Source organism: Paraburkholderia sp. 31.1, assembly GCF_014397645.1.
Classification (GTDB): domain Bacteria; phylum Pseudomonadota; class Gammaproteobacteria; order Burkholderiales; family Burkholderiaceae; genus Paraburkholderia; species Paraburkholderia tuberum.
Genome location: NZ_VZQN01000025.1, coordinates 39969 through 66205 on the forward strand (window position 1 = coordinate 39969; position 26237 = coordinate 66205).

Genomic DNA, 26237 nt, shown 5'->3' on the forward strand with positions numbered 1-26237 from the left:
CCCGCGTCAAGCGGGCTCCTTTCTTTGAGTGCGCCCCAAAAGCGCTTATGAAGGCCTTCCGAGACCGGGCCGCGGCGCTCGGGACCCAGCAGAAATCAAAGCCCCCAGACGATATCCGCGTTTTCCTTCTGCGCCGCGCGCAGCATGTCGAGGAACGGATACGCGCGCTGCGCGAGACCGGGCGGAATCTCGTGACGATCGCGGCCGTCTTCGCCCTCGTGGAAATGGCCCTCGTGCTCGGCGCGCTCCTGCTTGTCGGAGGTGATCGCCGCTTCGAGCTTCTCGATGGCCGGGCCCAGTTCGTCGTGAGTAATGACGCCCCGCTGCCCAAGGCGTTTGCCGACAATGCCAACCAGATACTGCGCCAGATTCTCCAGCATCATCACGTCCGGGCAGGCGTGGCACTTGAAAGTAATCAGCATGACTGTTCCCTTTTTCGTTATGTCGGGTTAACGCATGAGCGTCCCAAGGGCGGCAACAGCGCGCGCCTGACGTGGCGCCGGCAAGGTGCGGCGGCCCCAGCCCCTCGTGGGCAACTCATTGAACATATTAGCACCTGCTAAAATCCGTCTGAACGGAAAAGCGCGCCGCCCAGCGCCACGTATGGCAAGGCTCGACGAGCATCGCACACGTGTGCCAAGCGGGGGCGTCGAACCATCGGCCGCGATCCGCATGCCGCGCGAGCCTGCGTGCCGGCGGGCCGCCGAGCGGAGTCCACCGGGTTGCGCTGCTTGCATCTCGTCGCATCGCCTGGGGGACACTCTGCCGGCGGCGCAGCCATCGGCGCCGCAAAGCGCTGCCGCGTTCAACGCTTGCGACACCGGCCTCGGCCGGCGCCTCTTCCGCCTTACCGGATTGCCTCACTGGACTCGCAACAAGCATGCTGCCCGCACACAAACACACACTCGAAACACTGCTCGCCGAGACGGTGAAGCAGGTCGCGACTGCCACCCAAGGCGCGACGGAAGCCGCCTTCGTCTCGCCCGCCATCGCGCTGGAGCGCCCGAAAGTCGCCGCGCACGGCGACGTCGCGTGCAACGTCGCGATGCAGCTCGCCAAGCCGCTGCGCGCCAATCCGCGCCAGCTCGCGCAACAGATCGTCGATGCGCTGCTCGTCAATCCGCAGGCCAAAGGCCTGATCGACACCGCCGAAGTGGCGGGCCCTGGCTTCATCAACCTGCGGCTCACGGCCGCCGCCAAGCAAGGCGTGATCGCCGCCGTGTTCGCCGAGAAGGACGCGTACGGCCGCTCACGGCGCGACGCAGGCAAGCACGTGCTGATCGAGTTCGTGTCGGCCAACCCCACCGGCCCGCTGCACGTCGGCCACGGCCGCCAGGCCGCGCTCGGCGACGCGCTCGCGAACGTGCTCGCGTCGCAGGGCTGGGACGTGCACCGCGAGTTCTACTACAACGACGCCGGCGTGCAGATCCACACGCTCGCCCTGTCGACCCAGGCACGCGCACGCGGCCTCGGCCCCGGCGACGAAGGCTGGCCCGCGTCGGCCTATAACGGCGAGTACATCGCCGACATCGCGAAAGACTATCTGAACGGCATCACGGTCGAGGCGAGCGACGGCGAGCCCGTCACCGGCGCGCGCGACGTCGAGGACCTCGAGGCGATCCGCCGCTTCGCGGTCACGTATCTGCGTCGCGAGCAGGACATGGACCTGCAGGCGTTCGGCGTGAAGTTCGACCAGTACTACCTGGAATCGTCGCTGTACACGGAAGGCCGCGTCGAGAAAACGGTCGACGCGCTGATCGCCGCGGGCAAGACCTACGAGCAGGAAGGTGCGCTGTGGCTGCGCACCACCGACGACGGCGACGACAAAGACCGCGTGATGCGCAAGACCGACGGCACCTACACGTACTTCGTGCCGGACGTCGCCTATCACGTCGCGAAGTGGGAGCGCGGCTTCACCAAGGTCATCAACGTGCAGGGCTCGGATCACCACGGCACGATCGCACGTGTGCGCGCAGGTCTGCAGGGTCTCGGCATCGGCATTCCGAAGGGCTACCCCGACTACATCCTGCACAAGATGGTCACGGTCATGCGCAACGGCGAAGAAGTGAAGATCTCGAAGCGCGCGGGCAGCTACGTGACGGTGCGCGACCTGATCGAATGGTCGGGCGGCGCGACGCCGGGCTCGGAAGCGGCCGTCGATCTGATCGACGAGGAAACCATTCGCCGCGGCCGCGACGCGGTGCGCTTTTTCCTGATCTCGCGCAAGGCGGACACCGAGTTCGTGTTCGACATCGACCTCGCGCTGAAGCAGAACGACGAGAATCCGGTGCACTACGTGCAGTATGCGCACGCGCGCATCTGCTCGGTGATCGCCGAGTGCAACGCGCGCTACGGCCTGGACGAGAACGCGCTCGCGAGCGTGGACTTCGCGCCGCTGACAAGCGAGCGCTCGATGGCGCTGCTCAACAAGCTCGCCGAATTCCCGGACATGCTGCAGCACGCCGCCGACGAACTCGCGCCGCACGCGGTCGCCTTCTACTTGCGCGAACTCGCCGGCGAATTTCACTCGTTCTACAATGACCGTGCCGAGCGCGTGCTGGTCGACGACGCGGCCGAACGCAACGCTCGCGTCGCGCTGCTCGCGGCCACGCGCCAGGTGCTGGCCAACGGTCTCGCGACGATCGGCGTCTCCGCTCCCGTCAAGATGTAACTCCTCCAGCGTAATATGCGCGCGGCCGTCGTTATAATCGGCGGCCGTTCCTGGATTCTTTTTGCAGGTGATTCGTACGATGGCAAAACCACGCCGCACAACAAAGCAATCGAAGCAAACCGGGGGCACTTTTCTCGGCATCGTGCTGGGCCTGATCGTCGGCCTGGCGATCGCGGTAGTGGTGGCGCTGTATATCACCCGTGCACCTACGCCGTTCGTGTCGAAGGTCGCGCCGCCAGCGGCGACCGACAACGGTGCGAGCCAGCCGCAATACGATCCAAACCGTCCGCTGCAAGGCAAGACGCCGGGCCAGCCGGTGCCGCAGGCCGCGCAACCGGCTCCGCCGAACACCGCGCCGGGCCAGACCAACGCCCAGACCCAGTCGGGCATGCTCGAAGAACCGCAGATCGTCGAAGTGCCGCCGTCGGGCGGCAACGCGAATAACAACGGCACTGCGGTCGCGCCGAATCCCGCGCAAGAGAACGGCACCGGCGGCATCGTCGCGCCGGCGCCGGCGAAGAAGCCGCAGACCTCGAGCGCGCCGGCCGCCACGGCGGCAGGCTCCGCGCCTAAGAGCGCAACCACGCTCGCCAACGCCAAGCCGGGCTCGCCCGCCGCTCCGGCGCCGGGCGAGGCGAACACCGGCTATTTCCTGCAGGTCGGCGCGTACAAGACCGCCGCCGATGCCGAACAGCAGCGCGCGCGCCTCGCGTTCCAGGGCTTCGAATCGAAGGTCTCGCAGCGCGATGCCGGCGGCGTCACGTACTACCGCGTGCGCATCGGGCCGTTCTCGAAGTTCGAGGACATGAATTCGAGTCGTCAGCGTCTGTCGGACGCGGGTGTCGATACCGCGGTGATCCGCTTCACCAAACAATAAATAAACGGTAATGCCGGCTCGCACGGCGCGTCGAACTATCGGCGCGGCGCGCGGGTCACAAGCACGATGGCCGCTTCGACCTGTATTGTGGCGGGCGGCCACACCGAATCCGACCAGCGGCGACGGGCCCTTAGCATGGCGTCGCCGCGCTACCGCCTTATCTGGGTCTACACAACATGAAAAAGCTGCTGAGCATCCTGTTTCTCTCGCTAGGCCTGATCGCGGCCAGCGCGCATGCGTCGCCGACCGCGCCGGTTGCCGGCAAGGACTACACCGTGCTGGCCTCGCCGCAACCGACCGACGTGCCGGCCGGCAAGATCGAAGTCACCGAATTCTTCTGGTACGGCTGCCCGCATTGCAATGAATTCGACCCGTTCCTCGAAGCCTGGGTCAAGAAGCAGGGCCCGGACGTCGTGTTCCGCCGCGTGCCGGTCGCCTTCCGCGACGACTTCATCCCGCACTCGAAGATGTACCACGCGCTCGACGCGCTCGGCGTCGCGAACGAACTAACGCCGAAGGTGTTCAACGAAATCCATGTCAACAAGAACTATCTGCTGACGCCGGAAGACCAGAGCAAATACCTCGCGACGCTCGGCGTCGATCCGAAGAAGTACATGGAAGCGTACAACTCGTTCTCGACGCAAAGCGCGCTGCAGAAGGACAAGAAGCTGCTCGACGACTACAAGATCGACGGCGTGCCGACGCTCGCCGTGCAGGGCAAGTATGAAACCGGCCCGGCCGCGACCGGCACCCTGCCGGGCACGATCCAGGTGCTCGACTACCTCGTCTCGCAAGTCCGCGCCAAGAAGATGTAATCACGAGGCGCCGGTATGAGCTCTCCGCTGAAGGTTTTCATTACCGGCGCTTCGAGCGGCATCGGCCTTGCGCTCGCCGGCGAATACGCACGGCGCGGCGCGATTCTCGGCCTCGTCGCCCGCCGCGGCGACGCGCTCGCCGCGTTCCAGCGGTCCCATCCCCAGAGCACCGTCTCGATCTATGCAGTCGACGTGCGCGACGCAGAAGCGCTCGCCGATGCGGCCGCGCGCTTCATCGCCGCGCACGGCCTGCCGGACGTCGTGATCGCCAACGCCGGCATCAGCCGCGGCGCGCTGACGGGTCACGGCGATCTGCGCACGTTCCGCGAGGTGATGGACATCAATTACTTCGGCATGGTCGCGACGTTCGAGCCATTTGCCGCCGCGATGGCCGCATCGAAGCGCGGCACGCTGGTCGGCATTGCGAGCGTCGCGGGCGTGCGCGGCTTGCCCGGTTCGGGCGCGTACAGCGCGTCGAAATCGGCGGCCCTGAAGTATCTCGAGGCGTTGCGCGTCGAGATGCGGCCGTTCGGCATCGGGGTCGTCACGATCGCGCCCGGCTATATCCGCACGCCGATGACCGAGCACAATCCGTACAACATGCCGTTCCTGATGGACCCCGACCGTTTCGCGGCGAAGGTCGCGCGGGCAGTCGAACGGCAGACGTCGTTCGGGGTGTTTCCGTGGCAGATGCGCGTGGCCGCGATGCTGCTGCATGTGCTGCCGCGCTGGCTCTACGACCGCGTGTTCGAACGCGCGCCGCGCAAGCCGCGCGCCGCCACCGAGTAAGCCATGCAGTCCCGTGCGGTCGATGCAGCCGGCGTCGCGCACGAATCCGCGGGCACCGACGCGCGCATCGTGTCGCTGGTGCCGAGCCTCACCGAAACGCTTTTCGCGCTCGGCCTCGAACGGCAGATCGTCGGGCGCACCGGCTTTTGCGTGCATCCGCGCGACAAGGTCCGGGCGGTGCCGAAGGTCGGCGGCACGAAGGCCGTCAAACTGGACGCGATCCGCGCGCTGCGCCCCACCCATCTGATCGTCAATGTCGACGAGAACGAACGCGACACCGTCGAGCAACTGCGCGCGTTCGTGCCGCACATCGTCGTCACCCATCCGCAGACGCCGCACGACAACCTCGCGCTGTTCGCGCTGCTCGGCGCGATCTTCGGGCGTGAAGAAGAAGCGCGGCGCTTGAGCGACTCGCTCGAAGCGCGTCTGCGCGAAGCCGGCGCTCACGCCTTCGCCGCGCAGAGCGTGCTGTACCTGATCTGGCGCGAACCGTGGATGAGCGTCGCACGCGACACCTATATCGCCGCGATGCTGCGCCTCGTGAACTGGCATACGCTGCCCGACGTGCGCGGCGGCAGCGCGGGCGCCGCGCGTTACCCCACGCTCGACTTCGACGACGCGCCGTGGCTCGCGCAGGTCGAGCGCGTGCTGCTGTCGAGCGAGCCGTACCGCTTCACGGCCGCGCATCGCGATGCGCTCGCGCGCGATCCGCGTCTCACCGGCAAGCGCATCGATCTGATCGATGGGGAAATGACGTCGTGGTACGGCGTGCGCGCAATAAGTGGCATCGGCTACCTGCTGCGTCAGGCCACCGCAGCCTGAGGCGGCAGCATGGCCGCGCCGCCCCATATGGATATGTCGATTAAATTGTTGTCGCCAAAATGGCCCTTCGATAAGCTTTCGCGAAGGCGCGCCGCCGGCTAGGCCTCGAAGGCCTGGCGCCCAGGCCTCAGGCCGGGATCGCCCGACTTGTACGACGGCGCCGGGAACGTATCACAATCGTGGCGACGCGCGCGCCGGGACCGCTGACCTGCCCGCTCACGCATCGCCGCCATAAACACAACCAGACGCACTGCCTGACTGCGCTCGTTACCGGAGATCCTATGCGCTTCAAACTGCTCGCAGCCGCCATCCTGCTCACTGCGCCCGCGCTCGTGCTCGCCAAACCGTTGACCGTCTGTACCGAATCGAGCCCCGACGGCTTCGACGTCGTGCAGTTCAATTCGCTCGTCACGACGAATGCATCGGCCGACGTGATCTTCAACTCGCTGGTGTCGTTCGACGAAGCCGCGAAGAAGGTCGTGCCCGCGCTCGCCGACAAGTGGGAAGTGAGCCCCGACGGCCTGACGTACACATTTCACCTGCGCCCCAACGTGCAGTTCCAAACCACCGACTACTTCAAGCCCACCCGCGCGCTGAATGCCGACGACGTGATCTTCACGTTCGACCGCATGCTCAACGACAGCAATCCGTGGCACAAGGTGGCGGGCGCGAGCGGCTTCCCGCATGCGCAATCGATGGGGCTGCCGAAGCTGATCAAGTCGATTACCAAGGTCGACGACAACACGGTCAAGTTCGAGCTGAACGAGCCGAACGCGACGTTCCTGTCGATCCTGACGATGGGCTTCGCGTCGATCTATTCGGCCGAGTACGCGGATCAGTTGCTGAAGGCCGGCCAGCAGGTCGATCTGAATGCGAAGCCGATCGGCACCGGCCCGTTCGTGCTGAAAAGCTATACGAAAGACGCGGTGATCCGTTATGACGCGAACCCGACCTACTGGGGACCGAAGCCGAAGATCGAGCGCCTGATCTACGCGATCACGCCGGACGCGACCGTGCGCGCGCAGAAGGTGAAGGCTGGCGAATGCCAGATCGCGCTGTCGCCGAAGCCGCAGGATCTCGCCGACGCGAAGAACGACAAGTCGCTCGCGATCGTGCAGACGCCCGCGTTCATGACAGCCTTCGTCGCGCTGAACACGCAGCAGAAGCCACTTGAAAACCAGAAGGTGCGCGCCGCGCTGAACATGGCGTTCGACCGCACGACATATCTGAAGACCGTGTTCGACAACACCGCGACGCCGGCCGTCAACCCGTTTCCGCCGAATACGTGGAGCTACAACCACTCGATCAAGGGCTGGCCGTACGACCCGGCGAAGGCGAAGAAGCTGCTCGCCGACGCGGGCTATCCGAACGGTTTTGAAACGACGATCTGGGTGCGTCCGAATGGCAGCGTGCTCAATCCCAATCCGAAGGCCGGTGCCGAACTCCTGCAGGCCGACTTCGCGAAGATCGGCGTGAAGGCGGACGTCAAGGTGATCGAATGGGGCGAGCTGATCAAGGAGGCGAAGCAGGGTCAGCATGACACGCTGTTCATGGGATGGGCCGGCGACAACGGCGATCCGGACAATTATCTGTCGCCGCTCTTCAGTTGCAACGCGGTGAAGTCGGGCATCAACTTCGCGCGCTTCTGCGATCAGGACCTCGACAAGCTGATCGCCGAGGGCAGAGCGACGTCCGATATCGCCAAGCGCACGAAAGCGTATGAAGCCGCGCAGCAGATCATCCACGACGAAGCGCTGTGGATTCCGCTCGGCTATCCGACCGCTGCCGCGATCACGCGCACGAACGTGAGCGGGTATCACGTGAGTCCGTTTGGTCGGCAGAATTTTGGGGAGGTGGTGGTGCAGTGATTTTGCGCTGCGGTTAGCGCAGGCGGCCCTGCAAGAAAGCCCGGTTTTTGAACCGGGCTTTTTTTATTCAACGCGCGAATTGGCTGGTTGCATCTGACACTGCGTAACCTTTTTTCGACGTGATCTCGGGCCTTCGCCCGCCAGACCGATTCCTAATGCAATTTTCCTCAGGCAAGAAGCTGATAATTGCTTGCAAAGTAGCCGCCCACACTTTGGCAGAAGGAATGGTTATGGCAATGCAAGCTCCAACGAGGACAGGATTTGAACGGTGGCAGGATGGCGTTAGCAAGGCTGTAAGCGATGCCAAATGGAATTCTTGGGACTGCGAGATCCAGATGGCAGTCCATGAGTACAACCGCCATCTTCGCGGCAATTCCGGGTACATTCCCTTGGACTGGCAGCTTATCAAGGCGATGTTGTGGGTCGAAACAGGTGCCCACGATCCTCAGTGGAACGCCAAGCCGATGCAAATCGGGGTTGCAGGCGATCCTGGATTAGCATCGCTGCTTTCACGCAAAGAAGGCGGTGATTTGATTGTGCCGTCAGCCTGGATAGGACGGCTGACAATGGCCTCTGTCAGAACGATACCGGCGTATAACATTCGTGCTGGTATTGGTTATTTGCTAATGCGCATGGCACATTTTAAGTACAGAAGCGTACTTGGTGCTGACCCTGAGGTTTACGAAATCGCGGTGAGGCCAGGAGATAGCCTCGACAAGATGGCGAGGGCTCAGGGCACCACGATCGACACATTAAAAAAGCTGAATCCCACCGCCACTGTTCTGCGCCCCGGACAAGTGTTGAAGTACCGGAAAGCTTCAGTTCAAAACGCTGTTACAAGCTGGCGTCCCATGTCCGCGCCAGTGATAGCGGAGCGTTACAACGGAGGGGGCGACCCCAACTACGCCAGGAAGCTTGATTACGCTTTGTCAATGGTGCGCAAGGAAAGGTAGCCCTATGCGCACAATGAAGCTGATCTGTTTCGGTTTGACCGCCTACCTGCCAACAATGGTCCTTGCGGCCTCAACTGCTCCCGTTGCAAGCGAACGGGCTCTGCGCGAAGAATGCAGCGCGTTCTCGCAAGCGGGAATGCGGGACTGTCTGGCAGAAAAAGCAGAGGCCAGTCAGAAGGCCCTCAGCCGAGCCGAGCAGAAGATGGCTGGCACCCTCTCCAAATGGGATGAAGACAACAAGTACGTCAACCAGGCCAAGGCAAAATTCGTCGCATCAAACAGGAAATTCGCCGAGTACCGTAAGACTCAATGCGAATTCGCAGCTTCGCTAAGTGGTGGTGGGGCCGGCAGTGCGCAGGAAGTGCGCCGTTTGGCTTGCGTTTCCGAACTCAACAACCGGCGAGCCCAACAACTACGCGACGCTGCCTCTGACTTGCCGTTGAAGTAGTTCGCACGAAAGGACGCCTGGCATCGCTGCGCCGCTCAGTGCCCTCCGCGTAGCGCGGACCTATTCGTCCTCGCTTCTATGCCAGCAGCCAACGGCCGAGATCACACCGCCGCAAACCGAATCACCCCATCCGCATCCTGCGTCCGCTTCAAATCCCCCGCCCGCCACAGCAGATGCAAATGCGCGAGCGCCTCACCCATCGCGAATGTCATCTGATGGATATCGAGCTGGCGCTTGAACATCAACGGCACGATATCGGCGGCGCTGCGCGGCTTTTCCGCGCATGCTTCGCGCACTTCGGCGAGCCGCGCGTCGTGATGCTCGCGCAGTTGCTGAATGCGCGTGCGCACGCCGCGAAACGGCTTGCCATGCGACGGCAGCACGAGCGTAGCTTCAGGCATCGTCTCGTAGCGGCCGAGCGACTCCAGATACAGTTCGAGCGGCGAACCCTCAGGCTCGATATCGAACACCGACACGTTGGTCGAAATGCGCGGCAGCACCATATCGCCGGAAATCAGCGTGCCGGTTTGCGCGCAGTACAGCGCGCAGTGCTCAGGCGAGTGGCCGAATCCCGTCACCACGCGCCACGTCCTACCGCCAATCCTCACGTCCTCGGCTTCGCGCAAACGGCGGTATTGCCCCGGAATCGCCGGCACGAGGCTCGCGTAGTAGCTATTGCGATTGCGCAGTTTTTCGAGCGATTCGGTGTCGGTCAGACCGTGCCGCGCGAAGTGCCGCGCCGCGGCCTCGCCACCCGCGTTCGAGCCGTCGCCGGTCGCCATCACGCGCGCCTGCATGTATTCGCCGAGCGTCATCCACAGTCGCGCGTCCCAACGCTTTTTATCGCCACCGCCACACACCCAGTGCGCCAGGCCGATGTGATCCGGATGGCAATGCGTGACGATCACGCGCAGCACCGGCAGGCCGTCGAGCACCGATTCGAACACGCTCTCCCAATTCGCCTTGATCGTGTCCGACGTGATGCCGCAATCGACCACGGTCCAGCCTTGCTGGCCGTCGATCTCATCGCGCAGCAGCCACAGGTTGATATGGTCGAGCGCGAATGGCAGCGGCATGCGCAGCCAAAGCACGCCGGGCGCGACTTCCATCGTGCGGCCCGCGTCGGGCATCGTGTCGTTGAAGGGGTATTCGAGCTGGTGTTCGAGTGAATTCATGGGGACTGTCTTCCTCCGACGACCCTCCGGCATGGCGAGGTGTGCGATGCCGGTCGGCCGGGTTGTGGTTGCTTTCCGCTCAGGTTGACGATAACGTAAACGTCGATTCTATCGTCCAATCCGGTTTTGTGCCGACCAAGCGGCCACGAGATGTCCCGATGAATACGCAATACACGATTACCGAGCTCGCGCGCGAATTCGACGTCACGCCACGCGCGATCCGTTTCTACGAAGACCAGGGTTTACTCTCACCGAGCCGCGAGGGTTCGAGCGGCTTGCGGCGCGTCTATTCGGGCCGCGACCGCACGCGTCTGAAGCTCACCTTGCGCGGCAAGCGGCTCGGCTTCACGCTGTCGGAGATCCGTGACCTGCTCGACGTCTACGAATCGCCGACCGATACCGTATCGCAGTTGCACGCGTTCCTCGCGACGGTCGCGCGTCATCGCGAAGTGCTCGAACGTCAGCGAGAAGATCTCGACGCGACGCTCGAAGATCTCGCGCAGTATGAAGCGCAGGCGCGCGCGCTGCTCGATGGCGCGAGGCACGACGCGAAGCCTGCCTGAAGCGGCCTGACTCTGACCGGCGTTTGCGGAGCGCGCGTGATGAATCACTTCCCCAAGCTGTTATCGTCGCAAATCGGTTTCGACGTCGCGCAGACGATGCTCGATGGGTTCGACCGTCACTACCGGATCTTTCGCGACGCGGCGATCCACGCGAAGACGCTGTTCGAAGCCGGCGACTGGCACGGCCTGCAAAAGCTCGCGCGCGACCGCATCACGTCGTACGACGATCGCGTGCAGGAATGCGTGCAGTTGCTCGAAGACGAGTACGACGCGGAGAACATCGACAGCGAAGTGTGGCAGCAGATCAAGCTGCACTACATCGGCCTCCTGACCACGCACCGTCAGCCGGAATGCGCGGAAACCTTCTTTAATTCGGTTTCCTGCAAGATTCTGCATCGCTCGTACTTCAACAACGATTTCATTTTCGTGCGCCCGGCGATCTCGACCGAATACATCGAGAACGACGAACCGGCCGCGAAGCCGACCTACCGCGCGTATTACCCCGGTACTGATGGACTTGCCGCAACGCTCGAACGGGTCGTCACGAACTTCCAGCTCGATCCGCCGTTCGAGGATCTGACGCGCGACGTCGCCTGCGTGATGCAGTCGATTCGCGAAGCGTTCGGCGTGTTCGACGAAGCGCCGAACTTCCAGATTCACGTGTTGTCGTCGCTGTTTTATCGCAACAAGGGCGCGTATATCGTCGGACGCATCATCAACGGCGAGGCGCTGCTGCCGTTCGCGGTGCCGCTGCGTCACGTGAAACCGGGCGTGCTCGCGCTCGACACCGTGCTGCTCAAGCGCGAGCAGTTGCTGATCATCTTCAGCTTCTCGCACTCGTATTTTCTGGTCGACATGGAAGTGCCGTCCGCGTATGTCGAGTTTCTGCGCACGATCATGCCGGGCAAGCCGAAGGCGGAAATCTATACATCGGTGGGTCTGCAGAAGCAGGGCAAGAATCTGTTCTATCGTGATCTGCTGCATCACCTGAAGCATTCGAGCGACCGCTTCATCGTCGCGCCCGGCATCAAGGGGCTCGTGATGCTGGTATTCACGTTGCCGTCGTTCCCCTATGTGTTCAAGCTGATCAAGGACAACTTTCCGCCGCCGAAGGAAACCACGCGCGCGCAGATCCAGCAGAAGTATCTGCTCGTCAAACGTCATGACCGGCTCGGCCGGATGGCCGACACGCTCGAATATTCGAGCGTCGCGCTGCCGCTCGCGCGGCTCGACGAAACGCTGTTGCGCGAACTCGAAAAGGAAGTGCCGTCGCTGATCGAGTACGACGGCGACAACCTCGTGATTCGCCATCTGTACCTAGAGCGACGAATGGTGCCGCTCAATCTGTTCCTGCAGAACGGCAACGACGACGACGTCGAGCGCGGCATCAAGGAATACGGCAATGCGGTGAAGGAGCTGATCCAGGCGAACATCTTCCCCGGCGACTTGCTGTACAAGAACTTCGGTGTCACGCGACACGGCCGCGTCGTGTTCTACGACTACGACGAAATCGAATACCTGACCGACTGCAACGTGCGTGCGGTGCCGGCGCCGCGCAACGAGGAAGACGAAATGTCGGACGAGCCGTGGTACGCGGTAGGCCCGCACGATATTTTCCCGGAGACGTACGGCACGTTCCTGCTCGGCGATCCACGCGTGCGGCGCTCGTTCATGCGGCATCACGCGGATTTCTTCGAGCCCGAGCTGTGGCAGCGATACAAGGATTCTCTGCTAAAGGGCGAGCTGCCCGATTTTTTCCCGTACGACCCGAGCGTGCGCTTCTGCGTGCGCTATCCGGAGCGGTTCGCCGAAGCAACCGATGCGCAGGCGAACGAGCCAAATGTGCGCGTGGCTTGATGAATCCCACAAGGGTTCGCATCAGGCAACGCGCGGCGGTAGCCATCCAAGCTATGACCAAGGAGCTCGAACATGAGTGACGCAAACCACAGTGGTATCAACGCCGATCCAATCGTAATCGTCAGCGCGGCGCGCACGCCGATGGCCGGCTTTCAGGGCGACTTCGCGTCGCTGAGCGCGCCGCAACTCGGCGCGGTCGCGATCAAGGCGGCCGTAGAACGAGCGGGTCTGAAGCCCGAGCAGATCGACGAAGCGGTGATCGGTTGCGTGCTGCCCGCCGGCCTCGGCCAGGCGCCCGCGCGCCAGGCCGCGCTCGGCGCGGGTCTGCCGCTCGCCACCGGCTGCACGACGGTCAACAAGATGTGCGGCTCCGGCATGCGCGCGGCGATGTTCGCGCACGACATGCTGGCCGCCGGCTCGCTCGACGTGATCGTCGCGGGCGGCATGGAGAGCATGACGAACGCGCCGTATCTGCTGCCGAAGGCGCGCGGCGGCATGCGCATGGGCCACGGCCAGGTGCTCGACCACATGTTCTACGACGGCCTCGAAGACGCCTACGACAAAGGCCGTCTGATGGGCGCGTTCGCCGAGGAGTGCGCGGCGTCGTTCGACTTCACGCGCGAGGCGCAGGACGCGTTCGCGGTCGAGTCGTTGAACCGCGCAAAGCGCGCGAACGAGGACGGCTCGTTCGACTGGGAAATCGCGCCGGTCACCGTAGCGGCCCGCAACGGCGACGTCACGATCGCGCGCGACGAGCAGCCGTTCAAGGCCAACCTCGACAAGATCCCCACGCTGAAGCCCGCGTTCAGCAAGACCGGCACCGTGACGGCGGCGAACTCGTCGTCGATCTCGGACGGCGCGGCCGCGCTCGTGATGATGCGCGAGTCGACCGCGAAACGGCTCGGCGTGGCGCCGCTCGCGCGCGTCGTCGGTCATTCGACGTTCGCGCAGGCGCCCGCGAAGTTCACCACCGCGCCGGTCGGCGCGATCCGCAAGCTGCTCGGGAAGAACGGCTGGCGCGCCGGCGACGTCGATCTGTACGAGATCAACGAAGCGTTCGCGGTCGTCACGATGGCCGCGATGAAAGAGCACGATTTACCGCACAACAAGGTCAACGTGAACGGCGGCGCGTGCGCGTTAGGCCATCCGATTGGCGCCTCGGGCGCGCGCATTCTCGTCACGCTGATCGGCGCGCTGAAGAATCGCGGTCTGAAGCGCGGTGTCGCGACGCTGTGTATCGGCGGCGGCGAGGCGACCGCGATGGGTGTCGAACTGATCTGATGCATCCACAAAATCTTCGAGGAATACGATGAAAACAGTGTTGATCGTCGGTGCATCGCGTGGCATCGGCCAGGAATTCGTCCGGCAGTACAGAAAGAGCGGCTGGCGCGTGCTCGCGACCGCGCGCGACGGCGCCGCGCTCGACGCGCTCAGCGAACTCGGCGCCGAAACCTTCTCGCTCGATGTCACCGCGCCCGAAGACATCGCGGCGCTCGGCTGGAAGCTCGACGGCGAACGGCTCGATGCCGCGATCCTGGTGTCGGGCGTGTACGGTCCGCGCACCGAAGGCATCGAAACGATCACCGCCGAGGACTTCGATCACGTAATGCACACGAACGTGCGCGGCCCGATGCAGCTGCTGCCAATCCTGCTGCCGCTCGTCGAGGAAACGGACGGCGTGCTCGCGGTGATTTCGAGTCGCATGGGCAGCATCGCCGATGCAAGCGGCACGACCGGCTGGCTGTATCGCGCGAGCAAGGCGGCGCTGAACGCCGTGCTGAAGCTCGCGTCGCTCGACGCGCAGCGCGCGACCTGCGTGTCGCTGCATCCCGGCTGGGTGCGCACCGACATGGGCGGCGCGCAGGCCGCGCTCGATCCCGAGCGCAGCGTCGCCGGCATGCGCGAGGTGCTGGCGCAGGCGGCGGCATCGCGCGACGCGTTCCACGGCCGCTTCTTTCAGCACGACGGCACGCAGCTCGACTGGTAGACAACTACGTTGCATGGGACCGGAGACACGCTCATGGTGCTTGATCAGGATCACCTGATGGTGCGCGACGCGCTGCGCACCTTCGTGCGCGAAGAGATCACGCCGTACGCGGCGCAATGGGACCGCGAGCGCACCTTCCCGCGCGACGTGCACCGGCAGCTCGCCGAGCTCGGTGCTTATGGCGTGCTGGTGCCCGAAGCGTATGGCGGCGCGGGCATGGACGCGCTCGCGCTCGCGTTGATCCTCGAAGAAATCGCGGCCGGCGACGGCGGCACGTCGACCGCGATCTCGGTGAACAACTGCCCCGTGTGCAGCATCCTGCTCACCTATGGCAACGACGCGCAGAAGCGCGACTGGCTCACGCCGCTCGCGCGCGGCGAGATGCTCGGCGCGTTCTGCCTGACCGAGCCGCAAGCGGGCTCGGATGCGTCGGCGCTGCGCACCACCGCGACACGCGAGCGCGACGCGTACGTGCTGAATGGCGTCAAACAGTTCATCACGAGCGGCAAGAACGGCGACGTCGCGATCGTGATGGCCGTCACCGACAAGGCCGCTGGCAAGCGCGGCATCAGCGCGTTCATCGTGCCCACCGGCACGCCGGGCTACGTGGTCGCGCGGGTCGAAGACAAGCTCGGCCAGCATTCGTCGGATACCGCGCAAATCGTATTCGAGGCGTGCCGCGTGCCGGCCGCGAACCTGATCGGCGCGCAAGGCGAAGGCTACCGGATCGCGTTGTCGGGTCTCGAAGGCGGGCGCATCGGTATCGCCGCGCAAAGCGTCGGCATGGCACGCGCCGCGTTCGAGGCGGCGCTGACTTACGCAAAAGAACGCGAGAGCTTCGGCGCGCCGCTGTTCTCGCACCAGGCGGTGCAGTTTCGCCTTGCCGACATGGCGACCCAACTCGAAGCCGCGCGTCAATTGATCTGGCACGCGGCGTCGCTGAAGGACGCGGGCCAGCAGTGTCTGACCGAAGCCGCGATGGCAAAACTGTTCGCCTCCGAAGCGGCCGAGCGCATCTGCTCGGCCGCCTTACAGACTCACGGCGGCTACGGTTATCTGAGCGACTTCCCGGTCGAGCGGATTTACCGCGACGTGCGCGTGTGCCAGATCTACGAAGGCACGAGCGACATCCAGAAGATCCTGATCGCTCGCGCGCTCAACTGAAATTTCAATGAACGAGCCATTGTTGTCACTGCAAAGACCTGTCGACTGTCCGTGCGGCGGCGCCGCGCCCGACGCACGCGGGGGCACCGCGACCAAAGCCCCGCGTTTCGCGCAATGCTGCGGCCGCTATATCGACGGCGGCGAAGCGGCGCCGCGCGCGCTCGAACTGATGCGCTCGCGCTATAGCGCGTACGTGCTCGGTGCAACCGACTACCTGCGCGCGACGTGGGACCCCAGCACCTGCCCCGCCGATCTCGACGTCGATCCCACCGCGCCCGACGCGCCCCGTTGGCTCGGACTGCAGATCAAAGGCTTCGCCGAAAGCGATGCCGATCGCGCGACCGTCGAATTCATCGCCCGCTACAAAGTGGGGGGACGTGCTTATCGGTTGCATGAATCGAGTCGATTCGTGCGCGGCGATGATGGCCGCTGGCGTTATGTCGATGGCGACGTCAATGAGTAAATGAAGAGCACGCCCCGATTAAGCAATCGCTGCATTACGCGCCGAAGCTTTCTCGTGCCTTTCACTCGCTCTCGACAAACTTGATAAAGGCCTTTGCATAGGCCTTTTTTCGTTCCTTTCACGCGGGCTTCTTCGTTGGCCTCGCACCACAGCACTGACACGATCTTTACTCGCCGCTTCCCGCCACATATCCCCGACCCTTGCCCGGCAAGGCTTTGAAGCCTCGTTCGCACATGCAGCAATTTTTTCGTCACGGGTTCTCCTTGATTGCACAAAACAAAATTGTCGTGCCAGGATGAGTCCGTAGTTTCATGACGTCACATTGCGAGAGCGGGTCATACCGGCTCCGCAACATGCAAAGGAAGGCTGACCGGCCGCTGATCGAACGCGAGCCGCGCGGACTCCGACAGCATCAAGTGACGTTCATCCTCGACGCGTGGGGTCGCGTCGGCCGTTGGGTTCATCCCGTGCGATCTCGATTTGCGTGCGTGCGCTTCCCGCAACGCTCGCGAGTGAGTCTGTTTGTGTCGAAATCGCGAACGAAAGCTGAATGTCAGCAGCGTTTTGCGCAACCGGACAGCACGGAGTTCAGGACACGTCTTTAAAGCAGGTGCATCAATGGTGTTGAGCAAGGTTCTGACGAAGTGTGCGGCGATCTGCGCCGCGGCCACGTGTGCTGTCACGATCGCGCATGCCGATCCGCTCGCCTACTCGTCCCTTTCCGCACACGACGCGACGCCGTCGAGCGACATCCAGGGACCGCTGTCGCGCGCCCGCGTGCCGCGCCTCGCGCTGGACGACGACGTCTACCTGCCCACCGCTCACCTGAACGAAAAGATCATCCGCGTGCCGGTCGACGCCACCGGCACGGTCACGCTTGAAACCACGATCTACAAGCCGGACGGCCCCGGCCCGTTCCCGATGATCGTCTTCAACCACGGCAAGATTCCGGGCGACCCGCGCACGCAGGAACGCAGCGACCCGCTGCCGTTCGCGCGCGAATTCGTGCGCCGCGGTTACGTCGTCGTCGCGCCGAACCGCCAGGGCTTCGGTCACTCGGACGGCGTGTACGAGCAGGACGGCTGCGACGTCGAGCGCAACGGCCTTGGCCAGGCCGGCGACGTCGCAGCAACGATCGATTACATGTCGAAGCAACCTTATGTCGACGCGACGCACATCGCGGTGGCCGGCACCTCGCATGGCGGTCTTGCGACGATCGCATACGGCACGGAAGCTGCGCCCGGCGTGCGCGCGCTGATCAATTTCTCGGGCGGCCTGCGCCAGGACGCCTGCGAAGACTGGCAAGGCAATCTGACGCGCGCATTCGGCGCGTACGGCGAGAAGACTGTGGTGCCGTCGCTGTGGCTCTATGGCGATAACGATTCGGTGTGGAACGCGCCACTCGTCGCGGGCATGTATGCCGCGTATGGCGCGCATGGCGCGAGCGTGAAGATGGTCGACTTCGGCCACTACAAGAACGACGCGCATCGGCTGGTCGGCGACCGCGACGGCGTGCACGTATGGTGGCCGGCCGTCGAAGCGTTCCTCGCGCGCGCCGGTATGCCGACTGCCGTGCAGTATCACGTCGCCGATCCGGCCGCGCCGAAGGCAACCGGATTCGCCGCGCTCGACGCGGTCGACTCTGTGCCGTACCTCGACAACGAGGGCCGCAATGGCTATCGCAACTTCCTGCATCAGTATCCGAGCCGCGCGTTCGCGGTGTCGGACTCGGGCGCGTGGTCGTGGGCCGAAGGCGGCGACGACCCGATGTCGGTGGCGGTGACGAATTGCCAGAAGCAGAGCTCCGATCCGTGCCGGTTGTATGCGGTCGATAACGCGGTCGTGTGGGGCAATCAGAACTCGCAGACGGCGGATGCAAGCGATGCCGATGCCAATGGGCGCAAAGCGATTGCGAGCCGGGAGTGAAGTACGAATAGAGCCGCGAATCGCGCCTGATTCTGATGTGCCGCAAGCCCGCCGTATCGGCGGGCTTTTTCTTGTGCGCTCCGCTCCCCCGCAAAAAACACCTCGTCACCCCAAATTCTGGCCAGTAACAGCCCATTACTTTGACGTCGCTATCTCCGTCGATTGGCGAGCTTCCCTCACGAAATCGAACGAGCTGCATCGAACGATGCTAAACCTCGACGCCACCGCGAAAAACGAGCATTTCGCGGTTGATGCGCGCGACCAAATAAACCGCTAATCTCGACCCCGCGCACTCGCCGAGGCTTGCGTGCGTGGCAAAAAAGCACCCTGGAGTACCTCTTTGGAAAAGTCAGCAGTCCCCCCGGTCGCCCCTGAAGATTGGGTCGCCCGCAGCCTGCGCGCGGTGTGGCATCCGTGCACGCAGATGAAGCACCACGAACGTCTGCCGCTGATCCCCGTCGCGCGCGGTCAAGGCGCGTGGCTGTACGATCGCGCCGGTCATCGCTATCTCGACGCGATCAGTTCGTGGTGGGTCAATCTGTTCGGTCATGCGAACCCGCGCATCAACGCGGCGCTGAAAGATCAGCTCGATACGCTCGAACACGCGATGCTCGCCGGCTGCACACACGAGCCCGCCGTCGAACTCGCGGAACGTCTGCACGCGTTGACCGGCAACACGCTCGGCCACGCGTTCTTCGCGTCGGATGGCGCGTCGGCGGTCGAGATCGCGCTGAAGATGAGCTTTCACAGCTGGCGCAACCGGGGCTACGCCGACAAGCAGGAATTCGTCTGCATCGCCAACAGCTATCACGGCGAGACGATCGGCGCGCTCGGCGTGACCGACGTCGCGCTGTTCAAGGATGCGTACGATCCGCTGATTCGTCACGCCCACGTCGTCGCCTCGCCCGATGTGCGGCTCGCGCAAGCGGGCGAAACCGCCGCCGACGTCGCGCGCCGCGCGCTCGACCATGTGCGTGCGCTGTTCGAGGCGCGCGCGAACCGCATCGCCGCACTGATCGTCGAGCCGCTCGTGCAATGCGCGGCCGGCATGGCGATGCACGACGCGTCGTACGTCGCCGGATTGCGCGCGTTGTGCGACCGGTACGGCGTGCATCTGATCGCAGACGAAATCGCAGTCGGCTGCGGCCGCACCGGCACGTTCTTCGCGTGCGAACAGGCGGGCGTGTGGCCGGACTTCCTGTGTCTGTCCAAAGGCATCAGCGGCGGCTATCTGCCGCTGTCGATCGTGCTGTCGCGCGACGAGATCTTCGCGGCCTTCTATCACGACGACACCGCGCGCGGCTTCCTGCACTCGCACTCGTACACCGGCAATCCGCTCGCGTGCCGCGCCGCGCTCGCGACGCTCGATCTGTTCACGAGCGACGACGTGCTCGCCGCCAACGCACGCAAATCGGCGACCCTCGCGGCCGCGCTGGCGCCGCTCGTCGAGCACGCGCAGGTGCGCAATCTGCGTCAGCGCGGCACGATCTTCGCGTTCGACGCAACGATCGACGATCCTCAGCAAGCCAAAACGTTCTCGCGCCGCTTCTTCGAAAACGCGCTGCAACGCGAGCTGTTGTTGCGCCCGATCGGCACCACCGTGTACCTGATGCCGCCGTACATCCTCGACGACGAAGAACTCGCGCTGCTCGCCACGCGCACGCGCGACACCTTCGACGCCACGCTCGCGGAGGCCCGCTGATGCATCTGCTCGACACACTCGCCGAAGGCCTGAAGGAAATCGACGCGCGCGGCCTGCGCCGACGCCGGCGCACCGCCGACACACCATGCGCCGCGCACATGACGGTCGACGGCCGTGAAATCATCGGCTTCGCGAGCAACGACTATCTGGGCCTTGCCGCGCATCCGCAATTGATCGACGCGATCGCCGAAGGTGCGCGCCTGTATGGCGCGGGCAGCGGCGGCTCGCATCTGCTCGGCGGTCATTCGCGTGCCCATGCGCAACTCGAAGACGATCTCGCCGAATTTGCCGGGGGCTTTCTCGACGATGCCCGCGCGTTGTATTTCAGCACCGGCTATATGGCGAATCTCGCGACGCTGACCGCGCTCGCGGGCCGCGGCACGACGCTGTTCTCCGATGCGCTCAATCACGCTTCTCTGATCGACGGCGCGCGGCTGTCGCGCGCGGATGTCCAGATCTATCCGCACTGCGACGTGGATGCATTGAGCGCGATGCTCGAAGCGTCGGAGGCGGACGTCAAGGTGATCGTGTCCGACACGGTGTTCAGCATGGACGGCGACATCGCGCCGCTGCCGCGTTTGCTCGAACTCGCCGAGCGGCACGGCGCATGGCTGATCGTCGACGATGCGCACGGCTTCGGCGTGCTCGGTCCGCAAGGCCGTGGCGCGATCGCGCAGGCCGCGCTGCGCTCGCCGCATCTGATCTCGATCGGCACGCTCGGCAAGGCGGCGGGTGTCTCCGGCGCGTTCGTCGTCGCCCATGCGACCGTGATCGAATGGCTCGTGCAGCGCGCGCGTCCGTATATCTTCACGACCGCGTCGGTGCCGGCGGCCGCGCATGCGGTGTCGGCGAGTCTGCGCATCATCGGCGGCGAGGAAGGCGATGCGCGCCGCGCGCATCTCCGGCAACTGATCGAACGCACGCGCGCGATGCTGAAGGCGACGCCGTGGCTGCCCGTCGATTCACATACGGCCGTTCAGCCGCTGATCATCGGCGCGAACGATGCGACGCTCGACATCGCCGCGTCGCTCGATCGCGCGGGGCTGTGGGTGCCCGCGATCCGTCCGCCGACCGTGCCGGCCGGCACGTCGCGTCTGCGCATCTCGCTGTCGGCCGCGCACTCGCATGCGGATCTCGACCGGCTCGAGGCCGGCCTGCAACGAGTCGGAGCGCGCGCGGCATGAGCAACATGAATAACGATGACGGCGCGCTGTCGCTGTTCGTCACCGGCACCGATACGGAAATCGGCAAGACCTTCGTGTCGTCGGCGCTATTGCGCGGCTTCGTGCGCGAAGGCCTGCAGGCAGCAGCGATGAAGCCGATCGCGGCGGGCGCGTTCGAAGTGAACGGCGTGCTGCACAACGAGGACGCGGATCAGCTCGATGCCGCGTCGAGCGTGCTGCTGCCGCCCGCCATGCGCACGCCGTATCTGCTGAGGGAACCGGCCGCGCCGCACATCGCGGCGGCGCTGGAAAACGTCTCGTTCGATCTCGAGCACATCGTCGCGTGCCATCGCGAGGCGTTGAAGCTCGCCGAGGTGGTCGTTGTCGAAGGTGTCGGCGGCTTTCGTGTGCCGTTGACCGCGACGCAGGACACCGCCGATCTCGCCGTCGCGCTGAAGCTGCCGGTGGTGCTGGTGGTCGGCATGCGGCTCGGCTGCATCAGCCACGCGCTGCTGACTGCCGAAGCGATCGCCGCGCGCGGTCTAACGCTCGCGGGCTGGGTCGCGAATCGCATCGACCCGGACATGACCTTTCCCGACGAAAACATCGCGTCGATTCGCGTGCATTTCGCGCAAGCGTACGACGCGCCGTTGCTCGGCGTCGTGCCGCATATCAGCCCGCCGTCGCCGGAGCTTGCGACCGACCAACTCGAAATTCGACGGCTTTTGCAAACGCTGCGCCGATCGCGCGCGGCATAGCGCTGCCCCGCAGCGCCGAACCCGAATTCATCCGTTTACGAGGATCGATCACATGACACAACTGAATATCGCAGCGGGCACCGCCGAAGCGAGCGCCGCCAACAGCAATCCGACCGCAGCCGCCACTGAAGCGAAGCCGCTCGCGCGTTGGCGCGTCGCCGATATCGTCGCGTTGTACGAACTGCCGTTCAATGACCTGCTGTTTCGCGCGCAGCAAACGCATCGCGAGCATTTCGACGCCAATGCGGTGCAACTGTCGACGCTGCTGTCGATCAAGACCGGCGGCTGCGAAGAGGATTGCGCATACTGTCCGCAATCGGTGCATCACGACACGGGTCTCGCCGCCGACAAGCTGATGCCGGTCGACGAAGTGCTCGCCGCCGCGCAGGTCGCAAAGCAGAACGGCGCAACGCGCTTCTGCATGGGCGCCGCGTGGCGCAATCCGAAGGACCGCCACCTGGAGCCGATCAAGGACATGATCCGCGGCGTGAAGGCGATGGGCCTCGAAACCTGCGTGACGCTCGGCATGCTCGAAACGCACCAGGCGCAAGCGCTGCGCGATGCGGGCCTCGACTACTACAACCACAATCTCGATACGTCGCCGGAGTTCTACGGCCAGATCATTTCGACGCGCACGTACCAGGATCGGCTCGACACGCTCGAACGCGTGCGCGACGCGGGCATCAACGTGTGCTGCGGCGGCATCGTCGGGATGGGCGAATCGCGCCGCGAACGCGCGGGGCTGATCGCGCAGCTCGCGAACATGGAGCCGTATCCGGAATCGGTGCCGATCAACAATCTGGTGCAGGTGCAAGGCACACCGCTGACCGGGACCGAAGCGATCGATCCGTTCGAATTCGTGCGCACGATCGCGATTGCGCGCATCACGATGCCGCGCGCGATGGTACGTCTATCGGCCGGACGCGAGCAGATGGATGAGGCGTTGCAGGCAATGTGCTTCCTCGCAGGCGCGAATTCGATTTTCTACGGCGATCAGTTGCTGACCACGAGCAACCCGCAGGCGGAAGCGGATCGCAAGCTGCTCGCGCGCCTGGGGATTCGCGCTGAGGCTGCGCAGCAGATGCCGGTCGAGCAGAGTGGGGGCGAGCATGGGTGTGCGCATGGGCATGGGCATGGGCATGGGGATCACAGCGTGGCGAATTGAGTCGCGGAAGCGCTGCACCGCATGCGCTGCGTGCGCGAACTAATGGTCTGCGTCGCCGCATAGTGGCGAAATTCACCCCGAAAGTTGGACGTTGATCCAATCTTCGGGGTGTTTTTCATGGTGAAGCTTTGATCAGCAATTCAAGAAACCTAATCAATATACAAATTGCGTCAAATTAGGAATTGTCGCGATCGATCGGGTGCACGAAAGCATGTGCGTGCCTCGCTGCGCAAGGAATCCAGGCAATCATTGTCCCGCTCGGTCGCGCATCGATGAACCAGGTTTTTGTGCTTTCGTTATCGGGCAAACGAAGAAATGCGCGGGTACGCGCGAACTCGACACCCACCACGGCATGCATCTCGAAGCGCACGTGCGTGCGCAAACACGCGCGATTTGCGTCGAAAAAGTAGAATGAAGCCTATTCATACCGGGAGGAGACCCGATCCCGCACGCGTCGTCCGATTGCCGTCGCGCGCTCCGGGTCCGTCCCGCTCATGCCCACATCGACGCCGACGCATTCCGGACCGCATGAAAATACTCATCTACGCACCGCACACCGAAGCCGCCGCGTGGCTGCTCGACTTTGCGCGCGCTCTGCCCGCCGCCGAGCTGCGCGAATGGAAGCCCGGCGACACCGGCCCAGCCGATTTCGCGGTGGTCTGGCGTCCGCCGCGCGAGATGCTGGCCGGACGCAATACGCTGCGCGCGATCTTCAATCTCGGTGCTGGCGTCGATGCGATTCTCGCGCTCGAACGCGCGCATCCGGGCACGTTGCCCCCCGAGGTGCCGTTGATTCGCCTCGAAGATACCGGCATGGGCGCGCAGATGGCCGAGTACGTGACGCATGCGGTGCTGCGCTATCTGCGCCGCTTCGACGAATATCAGGTGCTGCAAGGCGAGCGCCGCTGGAAAGTGCTCGAGCCGCATCCGCGCGCAACGTTCACGGTGGGTGTGCTCGGGCTCGGCGTGCTCGGCACGCAGGTCGCGCAAACGCTCGCTTCGTTCGGCCTGCCGGTGCGCGGCTTTACTCGCGGCGAGAAGCAGATCGATGGCATCGCGACGTTCGCCGGCGACGCGCAATTCGATAGCTTCCTCGACGGCGCGAAGGTGCTCGTCAATCTGCTGCCGCATACACCCGACACGGAAAGCGTGCTGAATGCGCGAGTCTTCGCGAAGCTCGCGCGCGGCGCATATCTGATCAACGTCGCGCGCGGCGCGCATCTCGTCGAAGCGGATCTGCTCGCTGCGCTCGCGAGCGGCCAGCTCGCCGCCGCGACGCTCGACGTGTTCCGCGAGGAACCGCTGCCCGCCGATCATCCTTTCTGGCGCGAGCCGCGCATCACGATCACGCCGCACACGTCGGCGCTGACGTTGCGCGAGGACAGCGTCGCGCAGGTCGCGGACAAGATCGGCGCGATGATGCGCGGCGAGCAGGTGAGCGGCGCAGTGCAACTGGAACGCGGCTACTGAGTGAAAACCCGCGCCCGCACGCGTCGCAGGCGTGCGGGCTGAATTGAATTGCAGCAACGCGGCAGCACCCATCCCGGATGGGACAGCGATCAAACCGCATCGGATCGGAGACACATCATGGCCTTACCGAAGCAAGTGAAAATCGTCGAAGTGGGTCCGCGCGACGGGCTGCAGAACGAGAAGGAATTCGTGCCGACCGCGACCAAGATCGAGCTGATCAACCGTCTGTCGGCGGCGGGCTTCCGCAACGTCGAGGCAGCGTCGTTCGTGTCGCCGAAATGGGTGCCGCAGATGGCCGACGGCGCCGACGTGATGGCCGGCATCGAGCGCCGCGACGGCACGATTTACTCGGTGCTGACGCCGAACCTGCGCGGTCTCGAAGGCGCGCTCGCCGCGCGCGCCGACGAGATCGTCATCTTCGGCGCGGCGAGCGAGGCGTTCTCGCAGAAGAACATCAACTGCAGCATCGCGGAGAGCATCGAGCGATTCGCGCCAGTCGCCGCGGCGGCGAAACAACATAAGCTGCGGATTCGCGGCAGCGTGTCATGCGCGCTCGGCTGTCCGTACCAGGGCGAAGTGCCGGTCGCGTCGGTCGTCGACGTCGTCAAGCGCTTCGCGGCGCTCGGCTGCGACGAGATCGATATCGCCGACACGATCGGCGTCGGCACGCCGAAGCGCACCCGCGAAGTGTTCGAGGCCGTGACCGAAGTGTTTCCGCGCGAGCATCTGTCGGGACACTTCCACGACACCTATGGCCAGGCGCTCGCGAACATCTACGCGGCGCTGCTCGAAGGCGTCGAGGTTTTTCATGCATCGGTCGCGGGGCTCGGCGGCTGTCCGTATGCGAAGGGCGCGACCGGCAACGTCGCGACCGAAGACGTGCTGTATCTGATGAACGGCCTCGGCATCGAGACCGGTATCGACCTCGCGCAAGTGGTCGGAATCGGTGACTTCATTTCGAACGCGATCGGCCGGTCCAACGTGTCGCGCGCCGGTAAAGCGCTGCTCGCGAAGGCGCGCAGCGAAGCAAACACCTGCGTATAACCGCAGCATCCATTTTCATTCATGGTCCCAAACAATGAACGACCTCGCGTCCTTCGACTCCGACGATCTCGCCGCGCTGCCCGACTCGGCACGCCGCGTCGCGCTGCTGCTGCGCGGACGCGGTCACGCGGGGCGAATCGTGATGCTGCCGGAAACCGGCAAGACTTCCGCCGAAGCGGCCGCCGGACTCGGCTGCTCGGTCGCGCAGATCGCGAAGTCGATCCTGTTCCGGCGCCGCGAAGACGACGCGCCGGTGCTCGTGATCGCGAGCGGCGCGAATCGTGTCGACGAAAAGAAAGTGGCCGCGCAGGTCGGCGAGATCGGCCGCGCGGACGCGAAGTTCGTGCGCGAAAAAACCGGCTATGCGATCGGTGGCGTGTGCCCGGTCGGTCACGCGACCGAGCCGGTCACGTTGATCGATGCGGATCTGCTCGAGTTGGAGAGCCTGTGGGCGGCCGCCGGTCATCCGCACGCGGTGTTCAATCTGACCGCGCAGGAGCTGATCTCGCTCACAGGCGCGCCGGTCGTCGATGTCGCGTTGCGCGAGCCGGCCTGAA

The 26237-nt window shown here is 64.4% G+C and carries 24 protein-coding genes; 22 read left to right on the forward strand and 2 right to left on the reverse strand.

The genetic code is table 11. From position 1 onward, the window contains the following. Window positions 1-95 precede the first annotated feature (95 nt). Window positions 96-422, reverse strand: a complete 327-nt coding sequence (locus F6X37_RS20255) for a DUF1840 domain-containing protein (RefSeq protein ID WP_018419249.1) — start codon at window positions 420-422, stop codon at window positions 96-98. Window positions 423-880: 458 nt separating this feature from the next. Here F6X37_RS20255 and argS point away from each other — a divergent pair, with 458 nt between their 5' ends. The 8 genes from argS (at window position 881) to F6X37_RS20295 (ending at window position 9243) form a co-directional block, all read left to right on the forward strand. Beyond that, window positions 881-2671: an arginine--tRNA ligase gene (gene argS / locus F6X37_RS20260; RefSeq protein WP_187612538.1), complete on the forward strand. Its 1791-nt coding sequence runs from the start codon at window positions 881-883 to the stop codon at window positions 2669-2671. Window positions 2672-2750: 79 nt separating this feature from the next. Continuing rightward, window positions 2751-3548, forward strand: a complete 798-nt coding sequence (locus F6X37_RS20265; protein WP_262419976.1) for an SPOR domain-containing protein — start codon at window positions 2751-2753, stop codon at window positions 3546-3548. Between the two features lie 176 nt (window positions 3549-3724). Continuing rightward, a complete protein-coding gene (locus F6X37_RS20270; protein WP_187612540.1) occupies window positions 3725-4363 on the forward strand; it encodes a thiol:disulfide interchange protein DsbA/DsbL in 639 nt (212 codons plus the stop codon). Window positions 4364-4378: 15 nt separating this feature from the next. Beyond that, window positions 4379-5152, forward strand: coding sequence for an SDR family oxidoreductase (locus F6X37_RS20275; protein ID WP_187612541.1), 774 nt, complete (start codon window positions 4379-4381; stop codon window positions 5150-5152). Between the two features lie 3 nt (window positions 5153-5155). Then, window positions 5156-5974, forward strand: a complete 819-nt coding sequence (locus tag F6X37_RS20280; RefSeq protein WP_187612542.1) for a helical backbone metal receptor — start codon at window positions 5156-5158, stop codon at window positions 5972-5974. A 281-nt stretch (window positions 5975-6255) separates the two neighbouring features. Continuing rightward, window positions 6256-7842, forward strand: a complete 1587-nt coding sequence (locus F6X37_RS20285; RefSeq protein ID WP_187612543.1) for an ABC transporter substrate-binding protein — start codon at window positions 6256-6258, stop codon at window positions 7840-7842. A 155-nt stretch (window positions 7843-7997) separates the two neighbouring features. Then, window positions 7998-8795, forward strand: a complete 798-nt coding sequence (locus tag F6X37_RS20290) for a LysM domain-containing protein (RefSeq protein ID WP_316251987.1) — start codon at window positions 7998-8000, stop codon at window positions 8793-8795. Window positions 8796-8799: 4 nt separating this feature from the next. Beyond that, the gene (locus F6X37_RS20295; RefSeq protein ID WP_187612544.1) at window positions 8800-9243 is read left to right on the forward strand and encodes a lysozyme inhibitor LprI family protein; all 444 of its coding nucleotides are present in this window, start codon (window positions 8800-8802) and stop codon (window positions 9241-9243) included. Between the two features lie 101 nt (window positions 9244-9344). Here the strand turns inward: F6X37_RS20295 and F6X37_RS20300 are convergent, their stop codons facing one another. Further along, window positions 9345-10418 (reverse strand): MBL fold metallo-hydrolase, encoded by a 1074-nt coding sequence (locus F6X37_RS20300; protein ID WP_187612545.1) that lies wholly within the window; start codon window positions 10416-10418, stop codon window positions 9345-9347. A gap of 158 nt (window positions 10419-10576) precedes the next feature. Between F6X37_RS20300 and F6X37_RS20305 the strand changes: the two genes are divergently transcribed. From F6X37_RS20305 to F6X37_RS20370, 14 genes are all read left to right on the forward strand, one after another. Further along, window positions 10577-10981 (forward strand): MerR family transcriptional regulator, encoded by a 405-nt coding sequence (locus tag F6X37_RS20305; protein ID WP_187612546.1) that lies wholly within the window; start codon window positions 10577-10579, stop codon window positions 10979-10981. A gap of 39 nt (window positions 10982-11020) precedes the next feature. Beyond that, complete coding sequence (gene aceK, locus F6X37_RS20310) at window positions 11021-12838, forward strand: bifunctional isocitrate dehydrogenase kinase/phosphatase (protein ID WP_187612547.1); 1818 nt, start codon at window positions 11021-11023, stop codon at window positions 12836-12838. A gap of 72 nt (window positions 12839-12910) precedes the next feature. Then, complete coding sequence (locus tag F6X37_RS20315) at window positions 12911-14119, forward strand: acetyl-CoA C-acetyltransferase (protein ID WP_090802779.1); 1209 nt, start codon at window positions 12911-12913, stop codon at window positions 14117-14119. Between the two features lie 28 nt (window positions 14120-14147). Next, a complete protein-coding gene (locus F6X37_RS20320) occupies window positions 14148-14825 on the forward strand; it encodes an SDR family oxidoreductase (RefSeq protein ID WP_187612548.1) in 678 nt (225 codons plus the stop codon). Window positions 14826-14858: 33 nt separating this feature from the next. Beyond that, window positions 14859-15989 carry an acyl-CoA dehydrogenase family protein gene (locus tag F6X37_RS20325; RefSeq protein ID WP_187612549.1) on the forward strand — a complete coding sequence of 377 codons (1131 nt, stop codon included), beginning with the start codon at window positions 14859-14861 and terminating at the stop codon, window positions 15987-15989. 7 nt (window positions 15990-15996) lie between these two features. Beyond that, window positions 15997-16452 carry a YchJ family protein gene (locus F6X37_RS20330; protein ID WP_187612550.1) on the forward strand — a complete coding sequence of 152 codons (456 nt, stop codon included), beginning with the start codon at window positions 15997-15999 and terminating at the stop codon, window positions 16450-16452. Window positions 16453-17070: 618 nt separating this feature from the next. Next, window positions 17071-18378, forward strand: a complete 1308-nt coding sequence (locus tag F6X37_RS20335; protein WP_187612551.1) for a dienelactone hydrolase family protein — start codon at window positions 17071-17073, stop codon at window positions 18376-18378. A gap of 340 nt (window positions 18379-18718) precedes the next feature. After that, window positions 18719-20080, forward strand: coding sequence for an adenosylmethionine--8-amino-7-oxononanoate transaminase (gene bioA, locus F6X37_RS20340; RefSeq protein WP_187612552.1), 1362 nt, complete (start codon window positions 18719-18721; stop codon window positions 20078-20080). Continuing rightward, a complete protein-coding gene (gene bioF, locus F6X37_RS20345) occupies window positions 20080-21264 on the forward strand; it encodes an 8-amino-7-oxononanoate synthase (RefSeq protein ID WP_187612553.1) in 1185 nt (394 codons plus the stop codon). The genes bioA and bioF overlap by 1 nt, the downstream gene beginning before the upstream one ends. Continuing rightward, window positions 21261-22001 (forward strand): dethiobiotin synthase, encoded by a 741-nt coding sequence (gene bioD, locus F6X37_RS20350; protein WP_187612554.1) that lies wholly within the window; start codon window positions 21261-21263, stop codon window positions 21999-22001. Before bioF ends, bioD begins: the two co-directional genes overlap by 4 nt. 52 nt (window positions 22002-22053) lie before the next feature. Beyond that, a complete protein-coding gene (gene bioB / locus F6X37_RS20355; protein ID WP_187612555.1) occupies window positions 22054-23166 on the forward strand; it encodes a biotin synthase BioB in 1113 nt (370 codons plus the stop codon). Window positions 23167-23694: 528 nt separating this feature from the next. Then, window positions 23695-24636, forward strand: coding sequence for a 2-hydroxyacid dehydrogenase (locus F6X37_RS20360; RefSeq protein ID WP_187612556.1), 942 nt, complete (start codon window positions 23695-23697; stop codon window positions 24634-24636). 117 nt (window positions 24637-24753) lie between these two features. Beyond that, the gene (locus tag F6X37_RS20365; RefSeq protein WP_187612557.1) at window positions 24754-25680 is read left to right on the forward strand and encodes a hydroxymethylglutaryl-CoA lyase; all 927 of its coding nucleotides are present in this window, start codon (window positions 24754-24756) and stop codon (window positions 25678-25680) included. Window positions 25681-25714: 34 nt separating this feature from the next. Beyond that, window positions 25715-26236, forward strand: coding sequence for a YbaK/EbsC family protein (locus tag F6X37_RS20370; RefSeq protein WP_184026331.1), 522 nt, complete (start codon window positions 25715-25717; stop codon window positions 26234-26236). Window position 26237: the final 1 nt, after the last annotated feature.

What these genes read in the sequence shown, in the direction of transcription:
- F6X37_RS20280 (WP_187612542.1), top strand. Translation starts at nt 5,156, where the DNA reads ATGCAGTCCCGTGCGGTCGATGCAGCCGGCGTCGCGCACGAATCCGCG.
- argS (WP_187612538.1), top strand. Translation starts at nt 881, where the DNA reads ATGCTGCCCGCACACAAACACACACTCGAAACACTGCTCGCCGAGACG.
- F6X37_RS20335 (WP_187612551.1), top strand. Translation starts at nt 17,071, where the DNA reads ATGGTGTTGAGCAAGGTTCTGACGAAGTGTGCGGCGATCTGCGCCGCG.
- F6X37_RS20370 (WP_184026331.1), top strand. Translation starts at nt 25,715, where the DNA reads ATGAACGACCTCGCGTCCTTCGACTCCGACGATCTCGCCGCGCTGCCC.
- bioD (WP_187612554.1), top strand. Translation starts at nt 21,261, where the DNA reads ATGAGCAACATGAATAACGATGACGGCGCGCTGTCGCTGTTCGTCACC.
- F6X37_RS20270 (WP_187612540.1), top strand. Translation starts at nt 3,725, where the DNA reads ATGAAAAAGCTGCTGAGCATCCTGTTTCTCTCGCTAGGCCTGATCGCG.
- F6X37_RS20265 (WP_262419976.1), top strand. Translation starts at nt 2,751, where the DNA reads ATGGCAAAACCACGCCGCACAACAAAGCAATCGAAGCAAACCGGGGGC.
- aceK (WP_187612547.1), top strand. Translation starts at nt 11,021, where the DNA reads ATGAATCACTTCCCCAAGCTGTTATCGTCGCAAATCGGTTTCGACGTC.
- bioF (WP_187612553.1), top strand. Translation starts at nt 20,080, where the DNA reads ATGCATCTGCTCGACACACTCGCCGAAGGCCTGAAGGAAATCGACGCG.
- F6X37_RS20295 (WP_187612544.1), top strand. Translation starts at nt 8,800, where the DNA reads ATGCGCACAATGAAGCTGATCTGTTTCGGTTTGACCGCCTACCTGCCA.
- F6X37_RS20305 (WP_187612546.1), top strand. Translation starts at nt 10,577, where the DNA reads ATGAATACGCAATACACGATTACCGAGCTCGCGCGCGAATTCGACGTC.
- F6X37_RS20325 (WP_187612549.1), top strand. Translation starts at nt 14,859, where the DNA reads ATGGTGCTTGATCAGGATCACCTGATGGTGCGCGACGCGCTGCGCACC.
- F6X37_RS20315 (WP_090802779.1), top strand. Translation starts at nt 12,911, where the DNA reads ATGAGTGACGCAAACCACAGTGGTATCAACGCCGATCCAATCGTAATC.
- F6X37_RS20275 (WP_187612541.1), top strand. Translation starts at nt 4,379, where the DNA reads ATGAGCTCTCCGCTGAAGGTTTTCATTACCGGCGCTTCGAGCGGCATC.
- F6X37_RS20360 (WP_187612556.1), top strand. Translation starts at nt 23,695, where the DNA reads ATGAAAATACTCATCTACGCACCGCACACCGAAGCCGCCGCGTGGCTG.
- F6X37_RS20285 (WP_187612543.1), top strand. Translation starts at nt 6,256, where the DNA reads ATGCGCTTCAAACTGCTCGCAGCCGCCATCCTGCTCACTGCGCCCGCG.
- bioB (WP_187612555.1), top strand. Translation starts at nt 22,054, where the DNA reads ATGACACAACTGAATATCGCAGCGGGCACCGCCGAAGCGAGCGCCGCC.
- F6X37_RS20365 (WP_187612557.1), top strand. Translation starts at nt 24,754, where the DNA reads ATGGCCTTACCGAAGCAAGTGAAAATCGTCGAAGTGGGTCCGCGCGAC.
- F6X37_RS20320 (WP_187612548.1), top strand. Translation starts at nt 14,148, where the DNA reads ATGAAAACAGTGTTGATCGTCGGTGCATCGCGTGGCATCGGCCAGGAA.
- F6X37_RS20290 (WP_316251987.1), top strand. Translation starts at nt 7,998, where the DNA reads ATGCAATTTTCCTCAGGCAAGAAGCTGATAATTGCTTGCAAAGTAGCC.
- F6X37_RS20330 (WP_187612550.1), top strand. Translation starts at nt 15,997, where the DNA reads ATGAACGAGCCATTGTTGTCACTGCAAAGACCTGTCGACTGTCCGTGC.
- F6X37_RS20255 (WP_018419249.1), bottom strand. Translation starts at nt 422, where the DNA reads ATGCTGATTACTTTCAAGTGCCACGCCTGCCCGGACGTGATGATGCTG.
- F6X37_RS20300 (WP_187612545.1), bottom strand. Translation starts at nt 10,418, where the DNA reads ATGAATTCACTCGAACACCAGCTCGAATACCCCTTCAACGACACGATG.